Source organism: Exiguobacterium sp. s140, assembly GCF_018617035.1.
Classification (GTDB): domain Bacteria; phylum Bacillota; class Bacilli; order Exiguobacteriales; family Exiguobacteriaceae; genus Exiguobacterium; species Exiguobacterium profundum.
Map to the genome: position 1 here is coordinate 30,589 of NZ_JACSJK010000001.1, position 23,109 is coordinate 53,697.

Here is a 23,109-nt window from a genome sequence, read left to right on the forward strand (position 1 = left end):
AAACTAGAGTTAAGGAAGTGACCCTATGCCATACGAAAATGGAATGTACAGCACAGAAGGCGACGTGAACGTATCACGTCACGTCGTTGAAATGATCGCCGCGGTCGCGGTCAAAGAAACGAAATACGTCTCGTTCACGCAAGAAGACACGAAATTGTCAGAGCGTGCGCTCATGAAACACGTGAAAGTCGATGAGTCGGACAAAGGCATCACCATCAACCTATCGCTTTACATCGCTTACGGACAGTCGATCATCAAAACGGTGACGGCCGTCCAAGAGCGCATCACGCAAGATATGGACACGATGCTTGCGATGACACCACGTTCTGTGAACGTGAAAGTGGTCGGAATTCAGCTGTGATAAGAAAGGGGAGAGCACAGGCTCTTCTCTTTTTTTGATTTTTGCGAAAACGGTTGCATCAAGATAACGTTTTCATTTATAATAGAAATCGAACAAGTGCAACCGTTTGCATCATTGACCAAACGTGCGGCGGGTACTTGTCAAGTTCCCTAAATGTAGTCTGACGACACAAGCATTTGAAGGAAAGGCGGAAAGCATGTATGTCAACGATTGAAGCAGTGATTTTCGATTTGGACGGTGTCATCACTGACACGGCAGAGTACCATTACCTCGCTTGGAAGCAGCTCGGTGAAGAGCTCGGAATTCCATTTGACCGCGAATTCAACGAAACGCTTAAAGGCGTGAGTCGAACTGAGTCGCTTGAGCGGATTCTTACGCTCGGCGGTAAACAGAACGATTTCACACCGGAAGAGAAAGAAGAACTCGCACAAAAGAAAAACGAGCACTACGTTGAACTCATTCAACATATCTCATCCGACGATCTTCTTCCTGGTATCGTTTCATTCCTCGATGAAATCAAAGAGGCGGGACTCAAAATTGGAATGGCTTCTGCTTCAAAGAACGCATTTGCGGTCGTTGATGCACTTGGTGTCCGCCATTACTTCGACCATATCGTCGATGCAGCAACTGTCGCCCAGTCAAAACCACACCCCGAAGTGTTTTTGAAGGCCGCTTCTGCCCTTGGTGTGAAACCCGAACTCGCCATCGGCGTTGAAGACGCGGCTGCCGGCGTAACTGCAATCAAAGCGGCAAATATGTTTGCTGTCGCCGTCGGAGAAGAATCGATGCTTGGTCATGCAGACCTCATCGTCGCTTCTACTGACGAACTTTCACTTGAACGCATCCTCGAACGCGTTCACGTGTAAATGGCTACAATCATCTTCCGTGAGACGACGACTGCCCCGAACAGTCGTCGTCTTTTTTTGAGTCAAAAGTCCTAAATAGACAGAATTGCCCAAAAAGAGATGACAAACACATTACAAATCCGTTACACTTTTATAGAAGATATAGAGGGATTATTAGGAATTGCTGATTTAAATTAGGGAATTCCAAATTATAATTGGATGTAGAAGGGGATTTGTGTATGGAATCTACGAATGTCAATGACCACATTTATCGAGAATTAATGGAAATTGAAGAGTCGTATCGTCAATTGCAACGACGTGCCGAGTATTTGATTGCGGAATTGAGTCGAGATAGAGAAGAGAAGGACCCAATGACTGATGCGTCAAAACGCCTACGTCCACGACGTGTGAACCAGCGTTATCCGCTCGAGGTGTACGTTCATCAAGTGACGGATCTATTGAAGGAGCGTCAGACGATGAGTGTACGTGATATTCAAATGGAACTTGAACTTCGTTACCGTCATCACATCAGCAACATTTACCAATTGATGGTGAAGATTGAAGGGGTCAATCCAGAAATCAAAAAAATTGGTCGCGGCTTGTATACATACGAACCGACAGAAGAAGTGGCATCGACACTTTCATAATCCTGAGCCGATGGGGAACGCCTCATCGGCTTTTGTTGTAAACGGACTGATATCTACTCATGAATTCAAAATATGATATAATTCGCCAGAGTCTATTTTTTTGAGAGAGGAACTGTCGGCCCATGCTATGGATTGCCATGTTGGTCAGTTTTGTGATGGCCATCTTGATTACACCGCTCGTTCGTCGATTCGCATTTTTCATCGGTGCGGTCGATCATCCGAACGCACGAAAAGTACATTTACGGACGATGCCACGAATCGGGGGTCTTGCGATTTTTATCGCATTCTTCATCGGCTATGCCTTGCTGCTTCCGACGAGTCGTTATAACGATGCCATCTTGATTGGGGCTGTCGTGATTCTCCTTACGGGACTGATTGATGACCGGTTCCAACTATCGGCCCGCGTCAAGCTGATGGGGCAGATGATTGCGACTGTCGTCGTCTTGAACTCGGGGATGCGAATCGAACTCATCAATCTTCCGTTCGACCAGCAACTCTACCTCGGGTCATGGAGCATCCCGATCACCGTCCTCTGGCTGATTGGGATCACGAATGCCATCAATTTGATTGACGGTCTCGATGGTCTCGCCGCAGGTGTGTCGAGCATCGCCCTCGGGACGATTGCTGTCTTGGCCATCATTCAGGGAAACGTCTATTTGACGATGATGGCGCTCTTGCTCCTTGCGAGCACACTCGGGTTTCTCGTCCATAATTTCTACCCGGCGAAAATCTTTATGGGCGATACGGGGGCACTGTTCCTCGGATATATGCTCGCTGTCTTCTCGCTCATCGGATTTAAGAACGTGACGTTGTTCTCGCTCGTTGTGCCGGTCCTCTTGCTCGGGTTACCGATCTCGGATACGATCTTCGCCATCGTGCGTCGACTCGTCCAGGGACGACCGCCGATGTCGCCGGATAAATCGCATATGCATCACCAGTTGATCGATATGGGCTTCACGACACGGCAGGCGGTCCTACTCATGTACGGGATGACCTTATTCTTTGGCATCTCATCCATCTTGTTCGCCAAGACGACGATGCTCGGTGCGGTCATCACGTTCATCGTCGTGTTAATTGTCATCGAATTGATCGTGGAATCGACTGAACTGATTCATCCGAACTATAAACCTATCATCCGTACGTCCCGACGATTGCTCGGACGACCTAGAGCGTAAAAAAGTAACCGGTATCGCGTGACGATACCGGTTACTTTTTTAGTATGTGGTCGTTTCGGTCATCGAATCGTCCGTTTCGTCTGTCGATGGTTCATCCGCTGTCACAGGCATGCCGAGTTCCGTTTGCAGAAGCGCCTGAGCATCGCGAAGGTCAACAGGGTCGAGTTCGTAATAATACACACCGTTTAACGTCAAATCGTTCCCTTCGAGCGTTTCTCGGTTAAACGACTTCAACGATTTTGCGTACGGTTGAAGCTGAGAAGCCTCTGACAACGACATGTTTGTTCGAATGTTCTCGCCGACGGCATTCATGATCCGGTTCAGCTTCGTAAACGAGTTGATGGTCGTCGCCTCGTTGATGATGGCCTCGATGACTTGCTGTTGTCGACCGGCTCGACCGATGTCGCCGGCAGGGTCTTGCTTCCGCATCCGCGCATAGGCAAGTGCTTCTTTTCCGTTCAAGACTTGAACGCCAGGCTCTAGCTCGACATTTCCGGTCGCTTTTCCGGAGATGGGGATGAGGACATCGATCTCGACGCCACCGACCGCATCGACCAAATCTTCGATTCCATCAAAGTTGATGGTCGCATAGTAATCGATTGGGATGTCGAGCAGGTTCTCGACGGTCGCGATGGTCGTGTCAATGCCTCCGTAAGCGTAAGCATGGTTGATCTTGTCTTTGAACGGATCCTCATCGTCGATGATGATGTCGACATATGAGTCGCGTGGGATGCTGACGAGCGTCACTTGCCGCGATTCCTTGTTGAACGTGGCGACCATGAGCGAATCGGTCCGTCCTTCCTCGAGCGAGGCGCCGCCATCGACTCCTGCTAACAGGACGGAAAAGTGATCTTTCGTCAAGTCGATGGTCTCGTCGCGACGTTCTGACTTGTCGCCACGTTCCAACGCCTTGTTCGCGTTTTCGGCGGTTTCATTCGCTTTGAAGACAAAATAGCCGAAAGCGGAACCACCGATCAGCAATACGACACCCAACACGATGAGGACAATTTTCCAAGGTGATTTTTTCTTGCGTGGGGGTGTTTCCATGTTGTTTCCTCATTTCAGTCGTTTCTTTTAGTATAGGCGTTTCAGCGTTTGAAATCACGTTCGATGATGCGGATTGTATGAGTTTGAAGCTGACCTTGACCGTTCGTCATGTCTGTTAGCCAAGCGAGTGCCTCCTCTGTCTCTTCCACGGGGACCGACACATGAAACGTGACGAGGTCGGCGTAGATGATGTCATCGAGCAGGTAGCTAGACTGTCTCAACTCATTTTCGACTTTCCCAATCCAAGTATAGTCGACGGTGAGTGTCAATTGTTGCATCGGTAGACGTTCGACGATTCCGATCGCATCGAGTCCTTCGCTCACAGTTCCACCGTAAGCACGTATGAGTCCGCCGCCACCGAGCTTGATTCCACCGAAATAACGTGTCACGACGACGACTGTATCTTTCAAGTGGCGTTTGCGTAACACCTCGAGCATCGGCATGCCGGCCGTACCGCTCGGCTCACCGTCGTCATTCGCTTTCTGGTGCTCGTTTCGTTCCCCGATGATGTAGGCGGAACAGTTATGGTTTGCGTTCCAATGCTCTTTCTTGATGGCTTGGATGAACGTCTGCGCCTCTTCCTCGGTTTCGACACGTTTGAAATGAGCAATAAATTTTGATTTTTGGATAACGACTTCGTATGTTCCACTTTGTTTTATAGTATAATTTGACTCAATAGACATTTCTGAAAATTCTCCTTTCTATTTTTGAATATTTTTTTTAGAATTCAAGTAGGCACATACGCTACTTCTAGCGAATGGAATTATAAAAAATCTCTTATGTCCGCTGTAAACCTGTTTAGGGTGGGACGATATATAAGAATAGATGAGGATTAACTACCGAACTATTAGGGGATGGCATCGTGAATCATATTACCGATCGGACTGCTTTAGAACATATCATAACAAATATGATTGAAACGGTGACGGAAAGTAAAGAGGAGATTGTCCGTATAACCGAAAGTTCTGCAACTGAATATTCAGTAATTCAAAATGAGTTAAAAGAATTGACGGATAAAATCGAGTTCTACATCGAGGAATCCGATCGACTCGACCGAATCGTGAAAGCTTCAAAGGCCAAGCTCGTTCAAGTCAGTAAAAAGTTTCATATACATAGTGAACAAGAAATTCGTGAAGCCTACGAACGGGCGAATCAAATGCAACTCGAGCGTTTTCTTGTTCAAAAAGAAGAGATGGCGGCACAGCAACGCCGGAATGACTTAGAGCGTCGTCTGCTCATTTTAGAGGATACGATCGAACGTGCCGAAAAGTTGATCGGTCGTGTGAGTGTCGTCTTGAACTTCTTACGGGATGACCTACAGCAAGAGTATTCGGACATGATGAAGAAGCAAGAGATGGCCATCGGCGTATTCGAAGCGGCCGAGCGCGAACGGCGCCATCTCGCCCGCGAGATGCACGATGGACCAGCGCAATCGCTTGCTCATATTTTGATACGGGCCGACCTGATTGAAAAGACGTTTGACAAACGAGGAAAAGACGAGGCGTTTGCCGAATTACATGAATTGAAAAAGTTGATTCGTGGGGCGCTCGTCGACGTCCGTCGTTTAATCTATGATTTACGTCCGATGTCGCTTGACGATTTGGGCTTTTTGCCGACGCTCGAACGCTATCTCCATCAAACGGAGGAGTATACGGCGATCAAGACACGTCTCAACTATCGGGGGTCGCGTGCGCGATTACCGGAGAAACTGGAGATTAACGTGTTCCGTCTCGTTCAAGAATCGGTCCAAAATGCGATCAAACATGCAAAAACTGCCGAAATCATCGTCAATGTCGAGCAGGCGAGTGATGTGATTCACATTCACGTCCGCGACTACGGTGTCGGGTTTGAGTCGAGCACGATTGTCGGAGACGGGGAAGGCTACTGCATCGGCATCATTCACGCCAACTGCCCGGAGCGTCAGGCGGAAGAGCTCGCTTCGATGAAACAGAAGTTCCCGAAAGCACACATCTCGGGAAGCCATTTCGGTCCCGTCATCGGAACGCATCTCGGACCTGGTGCAATCGGCATCACGTGGTATCGTCGCGAATGGTAAGAGAGACGACCGTCTAAGGTCGTCTTTTTCAATGGAGGAGGGAATGTGATGGCGAAATATCGCCAAATCTTTGAGCGTCTGGCAGAAGAGATGCGAAATGGAACAAGACCCGCTGACTCAAAGCTTCCGTCTGAGACCGAGTTGATGCATCAGTTCGAGGCCAGCCGGGGAACCGTCCGAAAAGCGCTCGATCTGTTACAGGAAAACGGGTATGTCCGGAAGCATCATGGAAAAGGCGTGTTCGTATTGAAACGAGACCAGATCGAGTTTCAATTCAACGGCATCGTCAGTTTCTCAGAAGTGTACGCGAGCATGCTCGGTCGTTCTATTCAGACCCACGTCGCTTCGTTTGAAGAGATAGAGGCCCCGACTTGGCTCGCCGAACGGATGAATTTGGCGGCAGGGACGCACGTGTTTCGCATCGAACGGGTTCGGAACTTTGACGGGGAGAACGTCATCTTAGATATCAACTATTTCGTCAAAGACCTCGTCCCTGGATTAACAGAAGAGATTGCGGCTCGTTCGATTTATGGATATATCGAAGGAGAGCTCGGCCTACAGATCAGCTATGCCAAACGAAAGATTGCAGCGGAAGACGTGACAGAACTCGACCGGAAGCGGCTCGACTTGCATGACTATGAATACGTCATCGTCATCACGAACGATACGTTCTTATATGAAGGACAACAATTTGAATATACGGAGTCGCGTCACCGCTTGGACAAGTTCCAGTTCAGTGACGTTGCCCGGCGCTAAAACCTCTTTCGTACAGGAAGGGGTTTTTTGTTTGTCCTAAGTCAAAATAGGGGAATTTTAACAGTAAATCACAACGCAAAACTTTCATGTTCAACTCATATATATAAGTTGTTGACTTAACTTATATAGATAAGTTATACTTTGTTTGTACTCATAAGTAACCGTTTTCATTTACAGTTTTCAAACAAAGGAGGACATTCAACATGAAGGCAGATTATCGTCAAATTGCCGCAGAGATTTTAGACGCGATCGGCGGCAAAGACAACGTGGACAAAGCCGCACACTGTGTGACACGTCTTCGCCTCTCCCTCAAAGACCAGTCAAAAGTCGATGAGGCACGTGTGAAAGAAGTCGATCTCGTCAAAGGGGCGTTCGAGAACTCGGGCGTGTATCAAATCGTCATCGGAGCCGGTGATGTCGACCGCGTCTATGCCGAGTTCATCAAACTCGCGGGACTTGAGGCGGCAACGGTCGCCGAGGTCAAATCCGCAGGCGGCAAAAAAATGAATCCGCTTCAAAAACTCGTCAAAGTCTTCTCTGACGTCTTTATGCCAATCATTCCAGCCATCATCGTGGCCGGTCTCCTCATGGGGATCAACAACTTACTCGCTTCTGAAGGTCTCTTCATCGACGGAAAGACACTCATCGAGGCGTATCCGAACTTACAAGGACTTTGGGACCTCATCAACATGATGGCGAACACGTCATTCGTCTTCTTACCGGCACTCGTCGGTTGGTCGGCGACGAAACGTTTCGGTGGGAGCGAAGTGCTCGGGATCGTCATGGGTCTCTTGCTCGTTCACCCGGATCTCTTGAACGCTTGGGGCTACGGGACAGCAGCACTTGAAGGAGAAGTACCGACATTCGATATCCTCGGACTCTTCGAAATTGAGAAAGTCGGATATCAAGGTCAAATCTTGCCGGTTCTCGCTGCGGCTTATATTTTGAGCCAAATCGAGATGTTCTTGAAAAAACGTGTACCGAACGCCATCCAACTCTTGGTCGTTCCGATCACAACCATCGTCGTCACTGGATTCCTTGCACTCGCAATCGTTGGACCGGTCACTCGTGGAATCGGGAACGTGATTGCGACAGGACTCGTCAACACGTTTGAAGCCGTACCGGTCGTCGGGGCACTCCTCTTCGGCTTGTTCTACGCGCCGCTCGTCGTCACCGGGATGCACCACTTGTTCATCGCCATCGACCTTCAGTTGATCGCCGATACAGGCGGTACGTTCATCTGGCCGATGATCGCACTCTCAAACATTGCTCAAGGTTCGGCTGCACTCGCGATGTTCTTCGTCTACAAGCACAACGCGAAACAAAAGAGCATGGCGTCGACTTCAGCCATTTCAGCTTATTTCGGAATCACAGAGCCAGCCATGTTCGGGGTCAACTTACCAAATAAATTCCCGTTCTATTCAGCGATGATCGGGTCGGCAATCGCTGCCATCTTCATCACATTGAACGATGTGCAAGCAATCGCCATCGGTGTCGGAGGACTCCCTGGATTCCTCTCCATCTTCACAGATAAAATCCTTCTCTTCATCGTCGGCATGGTCATCGCGATCATCGTACCGTTCGCGCTCACATTCATCTTGTCGAAGCGTTACATGAAGAAAGGTGAACTTGAAGAAAACAAAGTCGCATAAGCAATGACTCGGGAGGGAGGGACGGCAGTTCTTCCCTCTTTCTTATTGAAATGAAAACTCTTACAAAAAGGAGATGTCGTTGATGATACAGAAAAATTGGCGCAAATCAGTCGTCTATCAAATTTACCCGAAAAGTTTTTACAGTCCGGAAGGGAACGCGACCGGATCGATCAAAGGGGTGACGGCGAAGCTAGATTACTTGGCAGAACTCGGCATCGAATATATTTGGATGACACCTGTCTATCAGTCACCTCAACACGACAACGGCTATGACGTGAGTGATTACTATGCCATCGACCCGTCTTACGGCACGATGGAAGATCTCGATGAATTGATCCGTGAGGCAGAGGTGCGGGGCATCGGCCTCATGATGGATATCGTCGTCAACCACTCGTCGACCGAGCACGAATGGTTCCAAAAATCATTGGCGGGAGACGAGCGGTACCGTGACTACTACATCTGGCGCGACGAACCGACGAACTGGGAATCGAAGTTCGGCGGAAACGCGTGGGAATATGATGAGAAGAGCGGGCAATATTATCTCCACTTGTTCGACGTGACCCAGGCCGACTTGAACTGGGAGAATGAACAGATGCGCGAGGACGTCTACGAGATGATGCGGTTCTGGCGTAAGAAAGGAATCAAAGGATTCCGTCTCGACGTCATCAACCTCATCTCGAAAGAACAGGACTTCCCGGAAGACGAGTCGGACGGTCGCAAGTTCTATACGGACGGTCCACGCATCCACGAATATTTAAAAGAGATGAACCGGGAAGTATTTGACGGGCACGACGTCATCACGGTCGGGGAGATGTCTTCGACGACGCTCGACCACTGCGTCCGCTATTCAAACCCGGACGAGAACGAGCTCAGCATGACGTTCAGCTTCCACCACTTGAAAGTCGACTATCCGAACGGGGAGAAGTTCGTCGCTGCACCGTTCGATTTCATTCAATTGAAAGACATCATGTCGACGTGGCAACAAGGGATGCACGGGAAGGGATGGAACGCCATCTTCTGGTGCAACCATGACCAACCGCGCGTCGTCAGCCGTTTCGGGAACGACACGAACCATCGCGTCGAGAGCGCGAAGATGCTCGCGACCGTGCTCCACGGCCTTCAAGGGACACCGTATATCTATCAAGGGGAAGAAATCGGGATGACGAATCCTGGCTTCGACTCGCTCGACGAATATCGGGATATCGAGACGCTCAACATCTACAAGTTGAAGCGGGAAGAGGGCGTGTCGCACGAAGACATGATGGCCGCCATCAAACAGAAGTCACGCGACAACTCGCGGACGCCGATGCAGTGGGATGCGACGACACATGCCGGCTTCACGAGCGGCACGCCGTGGATCAACGTGGCACCGAACTATGAGGACGTGAACGTCGAGACGGCGCTTCGTGATCCGAACTCGGTGTTCTACCACTACAAACATTTGATTGCATTACGAAAAGAACTTGACGTCTTGACGGATGGGGATTACACGCTTCTCACACCTGATTCGTTGGACGTTTGGGCATATACACGGAAGACCGACCGCGAGGAACTTCTCGTCGTCGCCAACTTCTATGGAACGGAAACGACGTATACGATTCCGGAAGGGTTCGAGCGGGTGAACGTCGTCAGCCACAACTATGACGTGCCTGAGCTCGACGGGACGACGCTGTCCCTTCGTCCGTACGAGGCGATCATGTTCTACAAACAGAAGTAACAAATAGGACCCGACGCTTTCGTCGGGTCCTATTTGTGTAGTCGACCTACGTTGTTTTAGATAAGTCGTATCGCATTTATATAGCCGTTTTGGTAGCGTGATGACAAAAAGGAGTCAGGTCATGGGAGAACTTATTGTCGCTCAGGCAGGAAAACGGGCCATCCGCTTCGGTATCTGCCAACGCTGTCTCAGCACGGACGTCCGGACGTTCACCTGTCATCACGGAAGTTGTGCCTATTGTCGAAATTGTCTATACCTCGGGCGTGTCTGTCGCTGTGATTTTCTACAAGAACGGGACATCACGACTCCACTTGAAACGACGGAACTGACGATGCCGTTCGAGCTCGCCCCCGACCAAACACGGGTCGCAAATCAATTGCTCACGTGGTGGGACGGACAAAAGACGGGGCTCGTACATGCGGTATGCGGCGCCGGGAAGACGGAGATGACGTTCCCGGTAATTGAGCGGGTCGTCAATGCAGGGAAGCGGGTTTTGATCGTGTCCCCGAGGAAAGACGTCGCCATCGAATGGGTCGAACGGCTCGAACGAGCATTCACCGTGCCTGTCACGAGACGATACGGGGGAGGGGAGAAAGACTCCGTCGGGATGATCACGGTGGCGACCGCGCCGTTACTCATGAATGTTCGGGACGTCTTCGATTATGTGCTCGTCGATGAGTCCGATGCTTTCCCGTTTGCCTTTGACATCGCGTTATGGAATACGATTCGTCGGGTCGGGAGAGGTGTCTTCTTGTTCATCACGGCAACCCCGACCGTTTGGCAACAGATGTTTCCAACGGTTCATCTGTCGCGGCGCTATCACGGATTTGATTTGCCGGTCCCGACACTTGTCAAACAGTCCGACGAACGAATCGTAGATTTCTGTCGACGTCACGCCTTGAAACCACGTCTCTTGTACGTACCGACGAAGCCTGATTTGGAGCGGTATCGCGAGATGTTAGAAGGTGCGGGACTCGCATGTCGGACGGTATCGGCTGAGACCGAGGAGCGGACTGACGCCCTTCACTGGCTCCAAGAGACGAAGGGCGTCGTCCTTGCAACCTCGATCTGGGAACGGGGGATGACGGTTCGGGACGTGCAGGTCGGGGTACTCGAGAGCGAGCATCGGCTCTTCTCGACACGGGGACTCATTCAGATGGCAGGACGGGCGGGGCGGAAACCGGAAGCGCCGACAGGAGAGGTCTGTTTCTTTTACAGGGAGCGGACGTTCCGTCAAGATGTTGCCATACGGAAGATCAAGGAGGCGAATCGGCGATGAGATGTCTTATTTGTCATGAGTCGATGACCGTCCCGTGGACTCCTGCCACATTATGGCGACGAGACTGGGTGTGTCCTTCTTGCGAGTCGAAACTGACGCCGCTCGGTACGGGTTGCCCGCGCTGCGGTCAACCGAATGAGACCGGTGAGACGTGTCCGGACTGCATCCGCTGGCTCGCGCTCGGTCTCGATTTGACCGTCCGTTGCCTGTACGCATACGATGAGGCAGGAATTGACTGGCTACATCGATTTAAATTCAGCGGTGATGTCGTCATCGCCTCATCGGCCGCACCAGCGCTTCGGGCATTGCGTTCATCTGGCGTGATCTATGTTCCGATTCCGTTGAGTAAGGAGCGACTTCAGACACGTCGCTTCAATCAGGCCGAGGTGCTCGCGCGATGTATCGGTCCGACGCGACAGTTTCTCGAAAAAACGGAGGTTTCAAGTCAACGTGAACTCGGGAAAGAAGGAAGACGACACCGAACGAATCCTTTCACTGTACCAACTTCAGTGAAATGTGGGAAAATCATTCTTGTAGACGACGTCTATACGACGGGGACGACCCTTCATCAGGCGGCCTATTCGTTGCGACAGGCAGGTGCATCAGAAGTTTCTGCGATTTGCTTATTTCGGGCGCTAAACAAATCGAAATCGCGTCCGATATAAAGAGCAGAGGTGAAACCAATGGATGCAGCATCTTGCCAAATGTGTGGACGCTTGTTTATGAAACAGGGTCGTTCACCGTACTGTCCATCATGTAACGAAGTCGATTATAAAAACTTCTTGAAAGTCCGCGACTTCATTCGTGAACCGGCCAACAAACAAACGACCATCGGAGCCCTCGTCGAAGCGACGGGTGTCTCTGAACTTGATATCACGCGATATATCCATGAAGGACGCTTGATCATCAAGGACAATCCGGCGCTTGCCATCAGCTGCGTCCGTTGTGGTCAACCGACGAACGAAGGAAAAATTTGTTCGAACTGCCAGAGAGATATGCAGAAGGAACTGTCCAGTCTACAGGAGAGCTTGACGAAACAATCAAGCATCCGCACTTATCGTTTGGATTAACATCATGAAGAGGGGGAAGACGCATGCGCATCGATTCAGCCAAGTGGGTACACTTACCGAACACTTATGAAAAGAAAACGCAAGTCGAACCGAAGCCCGCGCAATCACGCCAAACGGACCAATTGTCAATCTCGGCGGAAGCCCGCGCCCGGTTTGAAGAACCGGTGAAACATCCGGACCGTCTCGCAAAAATCGACGCTTTGAAAGCAGAGATTGATGCGGGCACGTATTCACGGGACGCGCGCGAAATCGCTAAACGCTTTCTACAAGGATGAATGGAAGCGAGGTCCGTTTGAGGCCTTCGCACTGAATAACACGGCACGGAAGCTGACTAAATAAGGGGCACCCCTTTCTTTAGTCGGCTCTTTTTTTGAAAAAAGGAGAGACTCATGCTCACATTACATAAACGGCTACTCGAATTGGCTTACGCGAAAGAACAGCAACTCATTCAAAATGACATGGTGGCATTTAGCACGCTCGTCAAAGAAGAAGCGAAACTTGTCCGACAAATTTCACAAAAAGAAGCGGAACGACTTCAAGGGACGTATGAATTGGACGATGAAGAGATAGAGGAATTGAGACCGGTCTTGTTCGAGTTGAAGCGACAGAACGAATTGAACGCGACGCTACTCGAACAATCCCTTCGTTATATTACTTGGCATCTGGATATGCTCATGCCGGAAGCAGATGATTTTACATACGGACAACAAGCGTTCGAAACACGCTCGTTCAGCCGTGACGTTTAAGGAGGAAGTGGAATGGGTTCAACATTTATGGGATTAGAGACGGCACGCCGCAGTCTCTCGACACACCAATGGGCGCTTCAAGCGACCGGGAATAACGTGGCGAACGCCTCAAACCCTGGCTATTCGCGCCAACGACTCACACTCGGGATGACCGAACAGCTCTCGGTCAACTTCGGCGGGACGAAAGCCGGACAATTCGGGACAGGTGTACGCGGGGAGACGCTCGCCCGAATTCGCGATCTTATGATCGATCAACAGTATCGTGACGAGTCGGTGAAGAACGCCTTCTATGCGACGAAAGAAGCGGCGTTCGGCCGGATGGAAGACATCATCAACGAACCGTCTGAGAACGGACTCGCTAAATCGCTCGACTTGTTCTGGGCGTCACTTCAAGACTTGTCGGTCAACCCGGATGATACGGGTGCGCGAAGCGTGGTTCGGCAACGAGCGTTGACGTTGACACAAACGTTCAACTATATGTCTTCTTCGTTATCGAAAGTACAAGAGGACTTGAAAGCAGAAGCGGGCGTCGTCACGAAAAAAATCAACGACTTGTTGACGAAAATTGGTGACGTCAACCGTCAAATCGGGGACGCGGAACCGCTTGGGGTTTTACCGAACGAATTGTATGATGAGCGCGACCGCTACATGGACGAGTTGTCACAATATATCGAGTTCGAACGTGTCCCGGTCGATTACACGAACGGAGAGACACGCGGGAACTCGCAACGTGTCGCGGAAGGACGGATTGATATTCAGATTTCTGTGCCCGGAACACCGACTCCAACAAAGATTACGTTAGTGGATGGACTAACAGGCGGAGTTGGGAAAATTAACGACATGGAGATCACAGATGCGGCCGCAGGAACGACAACGCTCGTCTTTGACGACTTACCAAATGGGAAGTTGAAAGCGCTCGTTGATATGTACGGTTCAGCTACGGGAACAGAAACGCACGATGGAGCTTTTACCAAGATGTTGAAGGATTTAGACGTCATGGCAAAAGAGTTCACGACGGCATTTAATGATTTGCATAAGACTTTTTACGATGGGAATGTTCAAGATAATCCCCGTCAAAAAGGTATCGATTTCTTTATTGTCGGCGATGCGAAGACCGTAACGGTCAATCCGACAATTTTATCGAACTTGAACTTGATCGCCATCTCAAAAGACCAAAACATCGGAGACGGCAGCGGGGCTCTTGACTTGGCAAACTTAAAAAATGCGCAAATCACATTTACGGGTGGTTCATCCACTGCGACGACTTCCATCGGGAAGTACTATCAAAACGTCATCGGGAACATGGCTGTCGAGGCGAGCCAGAACGGAAACCTCGCCAAGAGTACATTCGCCTTGTTGAGCAGTTCAGACCAGCGTCGTCAGTCGGTCAGTGCCGTCTCGCTCGATGAAGAGATGACGATGATGATCCAGTATCAGCACGCTTATAACGCGGCGGCACGTAACATCACGGCCGTCGATGAAATGTTAGACAAAATCATTAACGGCATGGGTGTCGTAGGGAGGTAATGACTGATGCGTGTCACACAGACAATGCTCACACAGACGAACTTGAAGCATTTATCCAGTAGCTACAACACACTCGCTCGTGTCCAGGAACAGCTCATCAGCGGGAAACGGATTCAAAAAGCATCAGAAGATCCAGTCGTCGCGATGCAAGGCATTCGTTACCGGACCGAGGTACGTGAAGTCGACCAATTCCGTCGTAACGTCAGCGAGGCGACGAGCTGGATGGATTTGACGGACTCGACATTGAACGAAGTCACGGAAGCCGTCAAACGGATTCGTGAACTGACGACGCAAGCGGCGAACGATACGTATGAATCATCGCAACGTGAGATTATCAAGAGTGAGGTCGATCAGTTGATCGAACATATCGGCTCTCTCGCCAACTCAAAGGCAGGCGAGAAGTATATTTATAATGGGACGAAAACGGATCAACCGCTCATCAATGTCGATAATTTAAAGGCGTATTTAGCGAATCCGGCTGGTTCTGTCGATTCGATTTATGAGAGTGGAACGACACCGACAGCAAGTGGGAAAATCGAATTTGAAGTATCAAAAGGAATTACCGTACAAGTGAATATGCAACCAGAAACGGTTTTTGGTAAAGAGTTATTTGAAGGTCTTCATAAATTGAGTACACTTTTAAAAGAGACAACGACTACTGGTGCCGACCTATCGGCTGAACTCGACACGCTCGATACACTCGGTCAAAACTTGATCACAGAGCGCGCCGAACTCGGTGCCCGTGCGAACCGTTTGGAGCTCGTCGACAATCGTCTTCAAGATCATGAGATTATCGCCAAGACCATCATGTCTGATAATGAAGACATCGATGTAGAAAAAGTCATTATGGAGCTGAAGTCACATGAAACTGTACACCGTGCAGCGTTATCTGCAGGTGCCCGCATCATTCAGCCGACGCTCCTCGACTTCTTACGGTAATTGATGATGAATCTCGCGAGACTTGAGATGCGGCAGACACAGGCCGCAATCCAGATGACATCCAATCGACCGGTACTCGAGATGCGTCAAGGACGGGCCGACCTGTCCATCCAACAAGGGAGAGCCGAGATGACGCAACAGACGACACAAGGGAAGCTTGAGGTTGATTCATCAGTAGCGAGAAGTGAGAGCAACCTGAAAGGCGTGCTTGAACTTGGGAAATACCTCGGTCAGATGGGAGAGCAAGGGGCCCGTGAGGCGATGGCGAACATCGCCCGGGACGGCGATCGTATGATGCGGATTGAGAACGGGAATCCGATTCCTTCGATGGCAGCGGAGAAGGTGAACGACCCGTATCCGATCGTCGAGATGGGCTACATGCCAAAATCGATTGATCGTGTCAAGTTGACGTATACGCCGGCGGATGTGAAAATCGAGTGGAATATCACGCCACCCCAAATTGATGTATCGCTCACGCCAGCCGATATCTCGTTCACGCCATGGACGACGGACATCTCGCTCCGTCAACAGGCGTCACTCGAGATATGGCCGGTCGGTGGGATGTATGATGAAACGCGTTGAAAGTGAGGACAATCCATGTTCATTGAAACAGACTACTTTGGCAAGATTGAAATAAACGAAGCGGAGACGATCACGTTCGTCAGTGAGATCCCGGGGTTCCCGGATTCAAAGACGTTCGTGCTGATCCCGTACGGGGAGGATTTACCGTTCTGGTCGCTTCAGTCAATCGAGGAACAAGCCTGTGCGTTCGTCGTGACGAACCCGTTTTGGCATAAGTCGGACTATGCGTTCGAATTGTCGGATGGCGCGAAAGACCAACTTGGGATCGAAGAGGCGGAACACGTCTCGGTCTACTCGATCGTCACGCTCCGTGAGCCGTTCGAATCGTCGACGCTCAATTTGAAGGCGCCGATCGTTATCGAGACGAAGGAACGTCGCGGGAAACAAGTCATCCTAGACGATGCGTATCCAGCCCGTTATCCGCTCGGCGGCACGAAAGCGGAGGTGCGCTGATGCTCGTATTGAAACGAAAACAAGGTGAGGCCATCCATATCGGGGACGACGTGACGCTCACAGTGCTCGCCATCGAAGGCGACCAAGTGAAGCTCGGGATTGAGGCCCCGCGTCACATCGACATCCATCGTCATGAAGTGTACATTCAAATGCAGGAAGAGAACGAGTCGGCACGAGATAGCGCCAACTTGATGAAGCAGATGATTCAGAAGCAGTCGGAAGCGTGAGCTTTCGACTGTTTTCATGAATCCGGTAATTGATGGATGACAGCGCTTGATGGATTGGGATAGGATGGAAACGTGAAAGGAAGGAGGGGAATCGGTGGAAACAGGTATTAATAGTTTTCTTATCAACATCAGTCTGATCTTTTTATTCATGTCGCTCACACTCTATGTGATGCGAACAGTTTTACCGATTCAGCCGACCTCCCCGTTATTCGTACGGTTTTGGTTTGGGGTCTCTAACGGGTTGACGGCAATTCTCTTAACCATTAACTCCATCGAATTAGGGGATGCACGAATCGACCTTCGTCTCATCCCGATTGCATTATCCGCAACGTTCGCTGGACCGTTCGGAGCTATCGTCACGCTCAGTCTGATCTTCATCGGACGCACGACGCTGCACGGAATGAGTGCTCCGTTCATAGACTCATTACTACTGTTACTTGTCTTCTTTTTATTTTCTCTCGTCATGACACGTTTACCGATTCGTCAAGGGAGAGGGTATGCCATCTACATCGTGTCAGGTGCGCTCCTCGTCTTGATTCAAGTGAGAGGCAGTGTGAATGAGACGATCTTTATAAATGTATTTGTTCCTTATTTTCTCATGTTATCTTTTGGGGCCTGGCTCTGCTATTGGGCCGCAAAAAAGATTGAGACGCATCTATGGATGTTTCTCCTACATACGCACCGGGCGACCATTGATGAGTTGACGGGACTTCCGAACCGTTATCGGACGCTCGAACAGATGAACGATTTGGAAATGTCCGGGAAACCGTGGACGTTACTCGTTATCGACGTCGATCATTTTAAACAGTTGAACGATACATATGGGCACTTAGCAGGAGACGCAGCACTTCGTCATATCGGACAAACGTTGGAACGAAGCTGTCCGCCGTCTGGATTTGTCGGACGATACGGTGGCGAAGAATTTTTGCTCGTCATTGAAGGGAGTGAAGGCATGGCGAAGGTGGCAGAAAACATCGTGCAGATGGTACAGCGAACACCACTCGAATTTCAAGGTGAAATCATTCCGATTACTATTTCAATCGGTGCAGCGATTGCAGGGCATGAGCCGAGCATGGTCGTGTTCGAAAGAGCAGATGAAGCATTATATGAAGCAAAGCGAAATGGTCGGAATCAGGTCAAATTTGCGTAAAAATCCCCTATAACCGTTGGCGATGATGGTCCAGCGGTTATAGGGGATTTCACGTTTAGTGAATGTTTTTCTTCTTGAACTGACCGCCACGAACGTCGTGAATGTTGCCGATGGCGAGGAACGCTTTCTCGTCATAGTCATCGAGGATGTCTTTCAGTTTCGTCTCTTCGAGTCGGCTGATGACCGTGAAGACGACTTTCTTTCCGTCACCCGTGTAGGCGCCTTCTCCATGAAGATACGTCACGCCACGACCGAGCCGGTCCATGATGGCTTGCCCGATATCGTCTGGTGCGGACGTGATGATCCACGCCGCTTTCGACTGGTCGATCCCTTCTAGGACGACATCGATCGTCTTGAACGCGATGAAATAGGTGAGAAGGGAATACATGGCCCGGTCCCAACTGAAGACGAATCCGGCCGTCCCGAGGATGAAGATGTTGAAAAACATGACGATCTCCCCGACGGAGAACGGTAATCGGTTCGTGAAGGCGACGGCGAGGATCTCTGTTCCGTCGAGCGAGCCCCCGGCGCGGATGACGAGCCCGATTCCGGCACCGAGTAAGAAGCCACCGAAGACGGTCGACAAGAGAAGGTCGTCTGTGAACGGATTGATGTTATGCAGGACGATGGTGAAGGCCGACATGAGCAGGATGGCCGTCAACGTGACGACGGCGAACGTCTTCCCGATTTGCCGATATCCGAAGTAGATGAACGGCAAGTTGAAGAGGACGAGCCAAATCGCGAGCTTCGTCTCTGTCAAGTACGACACGATGATCGAGACACCGACGATACCACCGTCGATGATTTGATTCGGTACGAGGAACGCCTCCAAGCCGACCGCAAAGACGAGGGAGCCGAGCAGCAAAAGGACAACTTTTACAAACAGTTCAGAAGCCTTGATCGGATTATGTTCCCGCCTTAAGCGCTGCACTTCCTCCGGTGTCGGGGAAGGCATAGGTGTACGCTGCATACAGGATGCCCCCTTTCCATTTCTTTCAGTATACCAAATGATGCGAACCGACAATCGTTTACGACAGAGAATCTGACATGAATATTCAGAATTGAGGGATGATTCCCGATAAATTATTTCGAAATCATTTTATGTTAAACTAACAAGGTTGTTGAACAATGGATGGAGGTCTATAGGATGAAGCGAGAAAACAAAACATGGTTGATGGCGTTTCAAATGATGATGAACATCATCGGGGGACTCATCGCGGCGTATGGATTGGAATCGGTCCTCATTCCGAATAACGTTTCGGACGGGGGCGTCACTGGGATCAGTATTGTCGGGTCACAACTGACGGGACTGCCGCTCGGTATTTTCATCGGGGTATTGAATATCCCGTTTGTCTATCTCGGGTATAAACAGATCGGCAAGAGTTTCGCCATCCTCTCGGTTACCGGGATTGCGTCCTTGTCTGTCGGTACGGTCATCATGCACCACGTTCCGACCATCATCGAGGGGGACGCGCTCCTCATCACCGTAGTCGGTGGGATCATCCTCGGGTTTGGGATGGGGATTTCCCTTCGTAACGGGGGCGCGCTTGACGGTATCGATATGTTGGCGGTCCTCTTATCCCGTAAATTGCCGTTCGGGACGAGTGATTTGATTTTATTTTTAAATACGTTCGTCTTTATCGTCGTTTCGACGGTGTTCGGTCTTCAAGGAGCGGTCCTGTCCGCCATCGCCTACTTCATCGCCTCGAAAGTGATCCATATCGTGGAGGAGGGATTGAGCGGGGCGAAGACGTTCAAAATCATCACGAGTGAACCGCATGAGATGGTCGAGACGATTCGGGACCGTCTCGGACGGAGCGCCACGTTGAATCAAATCCAAGGGGCGTATTCCAAAGAAAGCTATTACGAAATCACGTGTGTCATCAACCGGCTCGAAGAACGAAAGATCAAAGACATCATCGATGATGTCGACTCGAAAGCGTTCGTCGTCGTGTATGAGGTGACAGAGGTCAAAGGCGGGAACTTCCAAAAACGCGATATTCATTAACGGATGCCCAAGGGTCGTCCGTTTTTTTAACCTCTACACGTGTGAACCGACTAAGCAGGAAATCACATAGGGAAAGTGGAAGAAGTCGATGCTAGAGAAAGGGGAGGATTGGGAATGTACGCACTGATTGGAAAGCTTGTCACGAAAGCGGGGCAACGCGACAGACTGGTGGCGATTTTATCGGAAGCGGCGCGGGAGATGGAGGCGACATCGGACTGTGAATCGTATCGGGTCCACGTGTCGCTCGACGAAGCGAATACCGTGTTCGTCTATGAAGTATGGCGAAATGAAGAGGCGCATGCGGCGTCGTTGTCGCTTGCTGAAGTGAAGGCATATATCGATCAGGCGAAGCCAATCCTCGAGCGGATGGAGCGGATCGCCGCGCTCGAACTCCGGAGATGACTGAGGGGGGGGATGAAGCGGATGGCGAAGCGCTGTCCGTTTTTTGCAGGAGAAATGGCGAGGTGTCAAGAACATGACAGGATTCGGAAAGGAGGGAACGTATGCGTCCACTCATACTCGGTGCCTTCGCCGCCTTGTTTTTCGCGAGCACGTTCGTGTTGAACGAAGTGATGCAAGTCAGAGGTGGCAGCTTTGCCTATAGTGCCGCGCTCCGCTTTTTGTGGATGATTCCGTTACTGCTAGTTGTAGTCGCGTTTCGTGGTGGACTCAAGCGAGTCCTCTCAGCATTGAGAGAGAATCCTCGCCCATGGATTCTTTGGGGGACGGTCGGGTTCGGATTGTTTTACGTTCCGATTTGTCTCGCGGCCGAGGTCGCACCCCCGTGGCTGATCGCGGGCACGTGGCAAGTGACGATTGTCGCCGGGGCACTGTTGTCCCCACTCTTCAAGAAGGCAGACGGAACACGGGAGCGAATCCCATGGCGCGGACTTCGCTTCTCGGTCTTGATTCTCATTGGGGTCGTAATGATGCAAGTGGAGTTTTTCGAGTCGTTCGAACCTCGGTTCATTTGGCTTGGGGTCGTGCCGGTCATCATCGCCGCATTTGCCTACCCGCTCGGAAACCGGAAGATGATGCAGCACACGGACCTCGACGTGTTCGAGCGAATCCTCGGAATGTGTCTCGGGTCACTCCCGGTCTGGCTCCTGTTGTTCGGTTACGGGTTGACGACGGGGCATCCCTCATCGATTCAGCTCGGGCAGACGTTCCTCGTCGCCCTGTTATCCGGGGTTGTCGCGACCGTGCTATTTTTCATGGCGACCGATCTCGTCAAACATGACATGGGAAGACTGGCGTCCGTCGAAGCGACGCAAGCGCTCGAAGTCCTGTTCGCACTCATCGGGGAACTCGTCTTCCTGCATGCCGTCATGCCGTCGCCGATCGCTTTGTCCGGGATCGCGCTCGTCATGGTCGGGGTCGTCTTCCACAGTCGGAGTCAGTTTATGGAGCTTCCAACCGTGGTCCGACAAGAGACATAAAAAATCCCCTCGGTCTTTTGAGCGAGGGGATGGTCATTAACTTGTTGTCAAACTGCCTTTGACTTTGTCATAGAAATCATCCATCATACCGGTACGGCTACCGAGTTGGCAGATCAGTTCGAGCGTTTCTTTATAGAACTTCTTGACGAGTCCTTTGTTTTTGACGCCGTCCATCGAGGCGAGCGTTTGGTCGAGATTCTCTAAAATTTCTTTGATTTGCGCGTCCGAGTCCGGCTTGACGACCGTCATGTTCTCAGGGATGCTGACGACCTTCTCTTGGCCTTGGTGACGGAACGATGCGCCGAAGCCGAGGTTCTCGATGAAGAGGTGCGGCATCACTTTTTGACCGAAGAAATGCTTGTGCCAGTCCGTCGCTTTCATCGTGTCCATGTCCTGTTTGAACGTAGATGCCGTCGAGACATATTGTTTAAACAAATCCGTCATAAATTTCTCGATGACCGGGATTTGAAGGGCGAAGACGTTTTTCAAGAGCGCGTCGAGCTGAGCGCGCGTCAAAGTAGTTTCGTTAGACATGTCAGTTCCTCTTTTCTATAGTACGTTACTACCATCGTATGGGATTGACGGACACTCGTCAATGTAAGGGGAAACATTTTTTCAGAATATTTAATGAAAAGTCATCAACTTGTGGGATAATCAAGTGAAGACATCAACAAGTGAGGAGTGGTTCTTGTGAACAAATCGATGAAGTGGGCGCTCGCGCTCGGTGTGACAGGTGCATTGGTGGCGACGGTCGGTGTCGTCTCGTCCCGGGGACGGACAGAGGATACGACGCAGACGATTCGTGACCGTGAGCTCGGTTATGAGATCATCTTGCCATCAAAAATCGTCGAGGCAATTGAGCGGGGTGACGTCTATATCGAGAAGGCGCAGGACGTCGTCGACATCGGGGACACGAAGAGCTACGGCACGTTCGATTTATACTATAACGTCGAGGATGGGGACGACCAGCTCTTGTTCCACTTGGACTTGATCGACCGTGAGTTGACGGAAGAGGCGTTCGCGACAGAAATCGGCTACGGCAACTACCTTGGGACGAACGACAAGACGTTCTTCTGGGTCGAACCGACAGAGGCCGTGCCGGGTGCGGAGGCGCATACGGACGAAATCGCCGAATTGATCGAGACACTCCCTGAGTTAGAGTTCCGGACGTTATAACCTAGACTGCTGAAGCTTCTGCAGTCTTGTTAGAATGGGTGGTCGTGTGCGAACGAGGAAACGGGATTATTCGGAAGGATTGATTGTAGCCCTTCTGTTTATCGTTGCGATGTATGTATTTGATTTACCGAAACAAGAGAGCTTGATCACCTTGGCTGTCGTCATCGTCATCTCGGTGATGATGCGAGAAGTGACGCATCTTTTTCAGAATGAACGGAATGACTAAGAGACTGCTCGCTACGGCGGGCTTTTTCCTT

The 23,109-nt window shown here is 50.6% G+C and carries 28 protein-coding genes; 24 read left to right on the forward strand and 4 right to left on the reverse strand.

All coding sequences use genetic code 11. From position 1 onward, the window contains the following. The first annotated feature begins 25 nt into the window (after nt 1-25). The 4 genes from KNO61_RS00200 (at nt 26) to KNO61_RS00215 (ending at nt 3,028) form a co-directional block, all read left to right on the forward strand. On the forward strand, nt 26-361 hold the full coding sequence (locus KNO61_RS00200; RefSeq protein WP_078147362.1) for an Asp23/Gls24 family envelope stress response protein: 336 nt from the start codon (nt 26-28) through the stop codon (nt 359-361). Nucleotides 362-561: 200 nt separating this feature from the next. Further along, nucleotides 562-1,227, forward strand: coding sequence for a beta-phosphoglucomutase (pgmB, locus tag KNO61_RS00205; protein WP_012726996.1), 666 nt, complete (start codon nt 562-564; stop codon nt 1,225-1,227). 218 nt (nt 1,228-1,445) lie between these two features. Then, entirely contained in the window at nt 1,446-1,853 is a 408-nt protein-coding gene (locus KNO61_RS00210) for a Rok-like winged helix domain-containing protein (RefSeq protein ID WP_078147361.1), read from the forward strand. Between the two features lie 122 nt (nt 1,854-1,975). Continuing rightward, entirely contained in the window at nt 1,976-3,028 is a 1,053-nt protein-coding gene (locus tag KNO61_RS00215; protein ID WP_078147360.1) for a glycosyltransferase family 4 protein, read from the forward strand. Between the two features lie 39 nt (nt 3,029-3,067). Here KNO61_RS00215 and KNO61_RS00220 read toward each other — a convergent pair whose 3' ends face one another. Beyond that, nucleotides 3,068-4,075, reverse strand: coding sequence for an LCP family protein (locus KNO61_RS00220; RefSeq protein ID WP_078147359.1), 1,008 nt, complete (start codon nt 4,073-4,075; stop codon nt 3,068-3,070). 41 nt (nt 4,076-4,116) lie between these two features. After that, entirely contained in the window at nt 4,117-4,758 is a 642-nt protein-coding gene (locus tag KNO61_RS00225; protein ID WP_012726992.1) for a YigZ family protein, read from the reverse strand. 179 nt (nt 4,759-4,937) lie between these two features. Here KNO61_RS00225 and KNO61_RS17455 point away from each other — a divergent pair, with 179 nt between their 5' ends. From KNO61_RS17455 to KNO61_RS00300, 15 genes are all read left to right on the forward strand, one after another. Further along, nucleotides 4,938-6,131 carry a DegV family protein gene (locus KNO61_RS17455; protein ID WP_214872449.1) on the forward strand — a complete coding sequence of 398 codons (1,194 nt, stop codon included), beginning with the start codon at nt 4,938-4,940 and terminating at the stop codon, nt 6,129-6,131. A 45-nt stretch (nt 6,132-6,176) separates the two neighbouring features. Continuing rightward, the gene (gene treR / locus KNO61_RS00235) at nt 6,177-6,887 is read left to right on the forward strand and encodes a trehalose operon repressor (protein WP_214872450.1); all 711 of its coding nucleotides are present in this window, start codon (nt 6,177-6,179) and stop codon (nt 6,885-6,887) included. A gap of 203 nt (nt 6,888-7,090) precedes the next feature. After that, on the forward strand, nt 7,091-8,539 hold the full coding sequence (treP, locus tag KNO61_RS00240; RefSeq protein WP_047795045.1) for a PTS system trehalose-specific EIIBC component: 1,449 nt from the start codon (nt 7,091-7,093) through the stop codon (nt 8,537-8,539). Nucleotides 8,540-8,621: 82 nt separating this feature from the next. Continuing rightward, the gene (treC, locus tag KNO61_RS00245; RefSeq protein WP_214872451.1) at nt 8,622-10,256 is read left to right on the forward strand and encodes an alpha,alpha-phosphotrehalase; all 1,635 of its coding nucleotides are present in this window, start codon (nt 8,622-8,624) and stop codon (nt 10,254-10,256) included. A gap of 121 nt (nt 10,257-10,377) precedes the next feature. Beyond that, nucleotides 10,378-11,535, forward strand: a complete 1,158-nt coding sequence (locus KNO61_RS00250; RefSeq protein WP_214872453.1) for a DEAD/DEAH box helicase family protein — start codon at nt 10,378-10,380, stop codon at nt 11,533-11,535. After that, a complete protein-coding gene (locus KNO61_RS00255; RefSeq protein ID WP_214872454.1) occupies nt 11,532-12,200 on the forward strand; it encodes a ComFC family protein in 669 nt (222 codons plus the stop codon). The genes KNO61_RS00250 and KNO61_RS00255 overlap by 4 nt, the downstream gene beginning before the upstream one ends. A gap of 57 nt (nt 12,201-12,257) precedes the next feature. Next, entirely contained in the window at nt 12,258-12,605 is a 348-nt protein-coding gene (locus KNO61_RS00260; RefSeq protein ID WP_240499843.1) for a flagellar protein, read from the forward strand. Between the two features lie 23 nt (nt 12,606-12,628). Continuing rightward, the gene (locus KNO61_RS00265) at nt 12,629-12,880 is read left to right on the forward strand and encodes a flagellar biosynthesis anti-sigma factor FlgM (RefSeq protein WP_012726982.1); all 252 of its coding nucleotides are present in this window, start codon (nt 12,629-12,631) and stop codon (nt 12,878-12,880) included. 114 nt (nt 12,881-12,994) lie between these two features. Then, nucleotides 12,995-13,351: a flagellar export chaperone FlgN gene (gene flgN / locus KNO61_RS00270; RefSeq protein WP_074036203.1), complete on the forward strand. Its 357-nt coding sequence runs from the start codon at nt 12,995-12,997 to the stop codon at nt 13,349-13,351. 12 nt (nt 13,352-13,363) lie between these two features. Next, nucleotides 13,364-14,878, forward strand: coding sequence for a flagellar hook-associated protein FlgK (gene flgK, locus KNO61_RS00275; RefSeq protein WP_214758372.1), 1,515 nt, complete (start codon nt 13,364-13,366; stop codon nt 14,876-14,878). A 6-nt stretch (nt 14,879-14,884) separates the two neighbouring features. Next, the gene (gene flgL / locus KNO61_RS00280) at nt 14,885-15,817 is read left to right on the forward strand and encodes a flagellar hook-associated protein FlgL (RefSeq protein ID WP_214758370.1); all 933 of its coding nucleotides are present in this window, start codon (nt 14,885-14,887) and stop codon (nt 15,815-15,817) included. Nucleotides 15,818-15,844: 27 nt separating this feature from the next. Continuing rightward, nucleotides 15,845-16,399 carry a DUF6470 family protein gene (locus KNO61_RS00285; RefSeq protein ID WP_251028348.1) on the forward strand — a complete coding sequence of 185 codons (555 nt, stop codon included), beginning with the start codon at nt 15,845-15,847 and terminating at the stop codon, nt 16,397-16,399. 15 nt (nt 16,400-16,414) lie between these two features. Further along, nucleotides 16,415-16,852, forward strand: a complete 438-nt coding sequence (gene fliW, locus KNO61_RS00290; protein WP_012726977.1) for a flagellar assembly protein FliW — start codon at nt 16,415-16,417, stop codon at nt 16,850-16,852. Beyond that, on the forward strand, nt 16,852-17,079 hold the full coding sequence (csrA, locus tag KNO61_RS00295; RefSeq protein WP_214683831.1) for a carbon storage regulator CsrA: 228 nt from the start codon (nt 16,852-16,854) through the stop codon (nt 17,077-17,079). Before fliW ends, csrA begins: the two co-directional genes overlap by 1 nt. A 94-nt stretch (nt 17,080-17,173) precedes the next feature. After that, on the forward strand, nt 17,174-18,229 hold the full coding sequence (locus KNO61_RS00300; protein ID WP_214872455.1) for a GGDEF domain-containing protein: 1,056 nt from the start codon (nt 17,174-17,176) through the stop codon (nt 18,227-18,229). Between the two features lie 55 nt (nt 18,230-18,284). Here the strand turns inward: KNO61_RS00300 and KNO61_RS00305 are convergent, their stop codons facing one another. Continuing rightward, on the reverse strand, nt 18,285-19,199 hold the full coding sequence (locus KNO61_RS00305; protein WP_214814106.1) for a YitT family protein: 915 nt from the start codon (nt 19,197-19,199) through the stop codon (nt 18,285-18,287). 177 nt (nt 19,200-19,376) lie between these two features. Here KNO61_RS00305 and KNO61_RS00310 point away from each other — a divergent pair, with 177 nt between their 5' ends. From KNO61_RS00310 to KNO61_RS00320, 3 genes are all read left to right on the forward strand, one after another. Then, nucleotides 19,377-20,237, forward strand: coding sequence for a YitT family protein (locus KNO61_RS00310; protein ID WP_078147344.1), 861 nt, complete (start codon nt 19,377-19,379; stop codon nt 20,235-20,237). Between the two features lie 114 nt (nt 20,238-20,351). Beyond that, a complete protein-coding gene (locus KNO61_RS00315) occupies nt 20,352-20,639 on the forward strand; it encodes a putative quinol monooxygenase (RefSeq protein ID WP_214872456.1) in 288 nt (95 codons plus the stop codon). A 101-nt stretch (nt 20,640-20,740) separates the two neighbouring features. Beyond that, the gene (locus KNO61_RS00320) at nt 20,741-21,676 is read left to right on the forward strand and encodes a DMT family transporter (RefSeq protein ID WP_214872457.1); all 936 of its coding nucleotides are present in this window, start codon (nt 20,741-20,743) and stop codon (nt 21,674-21,676) included. Between the two features lie 36 nt (nt 21,677-21,712). Here the strand turns inward: KNO61_RS00320 and KNO61_RS00325 are convergent, their stop codons facing one another. Further along, nucleotides 21,713-22,210 (reverse strand): hypothetical protein, encoded by a 498-nt coding sequence (locus tag KNO61_RS00325; RefSeq protein ID WP_031422805.1) that lies wholly within the window; start codon nt 22,208-22,210, stop codon nt 21,713-21,715. A gap of 156 nt (nt 22,211-22,366) precedes the next feature. Between KNO61_RS00325 and KNO61_RS00330 the strand changes: the two genes are divergently transcribed. Both KNO61_RS00330 and KNO61_RS00335 read left to right on the forward strand, forming a co-directional pair. Continuing rightward, nucleotides 22,367-22,852, forward strand: coding sequence for a hypothetical protein (locus KNO61_RS00330; RefSeq protein WP_214872458.1), 486 nt, complete (start codon nt 22,367-22,369; stop codon nt 22,850-22,852). Nucleotides 22,853-22,898: 46 nt separating this feature from the next. Then, a complete protein-coding gene (locus KNO61_RS00335; RefSeq protein WP_214758358.1) occupies nt 22,899-23,078 on the forward strand; it encodes a hypothetical protein in 180 nt (59 codons plus the stop codon). The last annotated feature ends 31 nt before the right edge of the window (nt 23,079-23,109 follow it).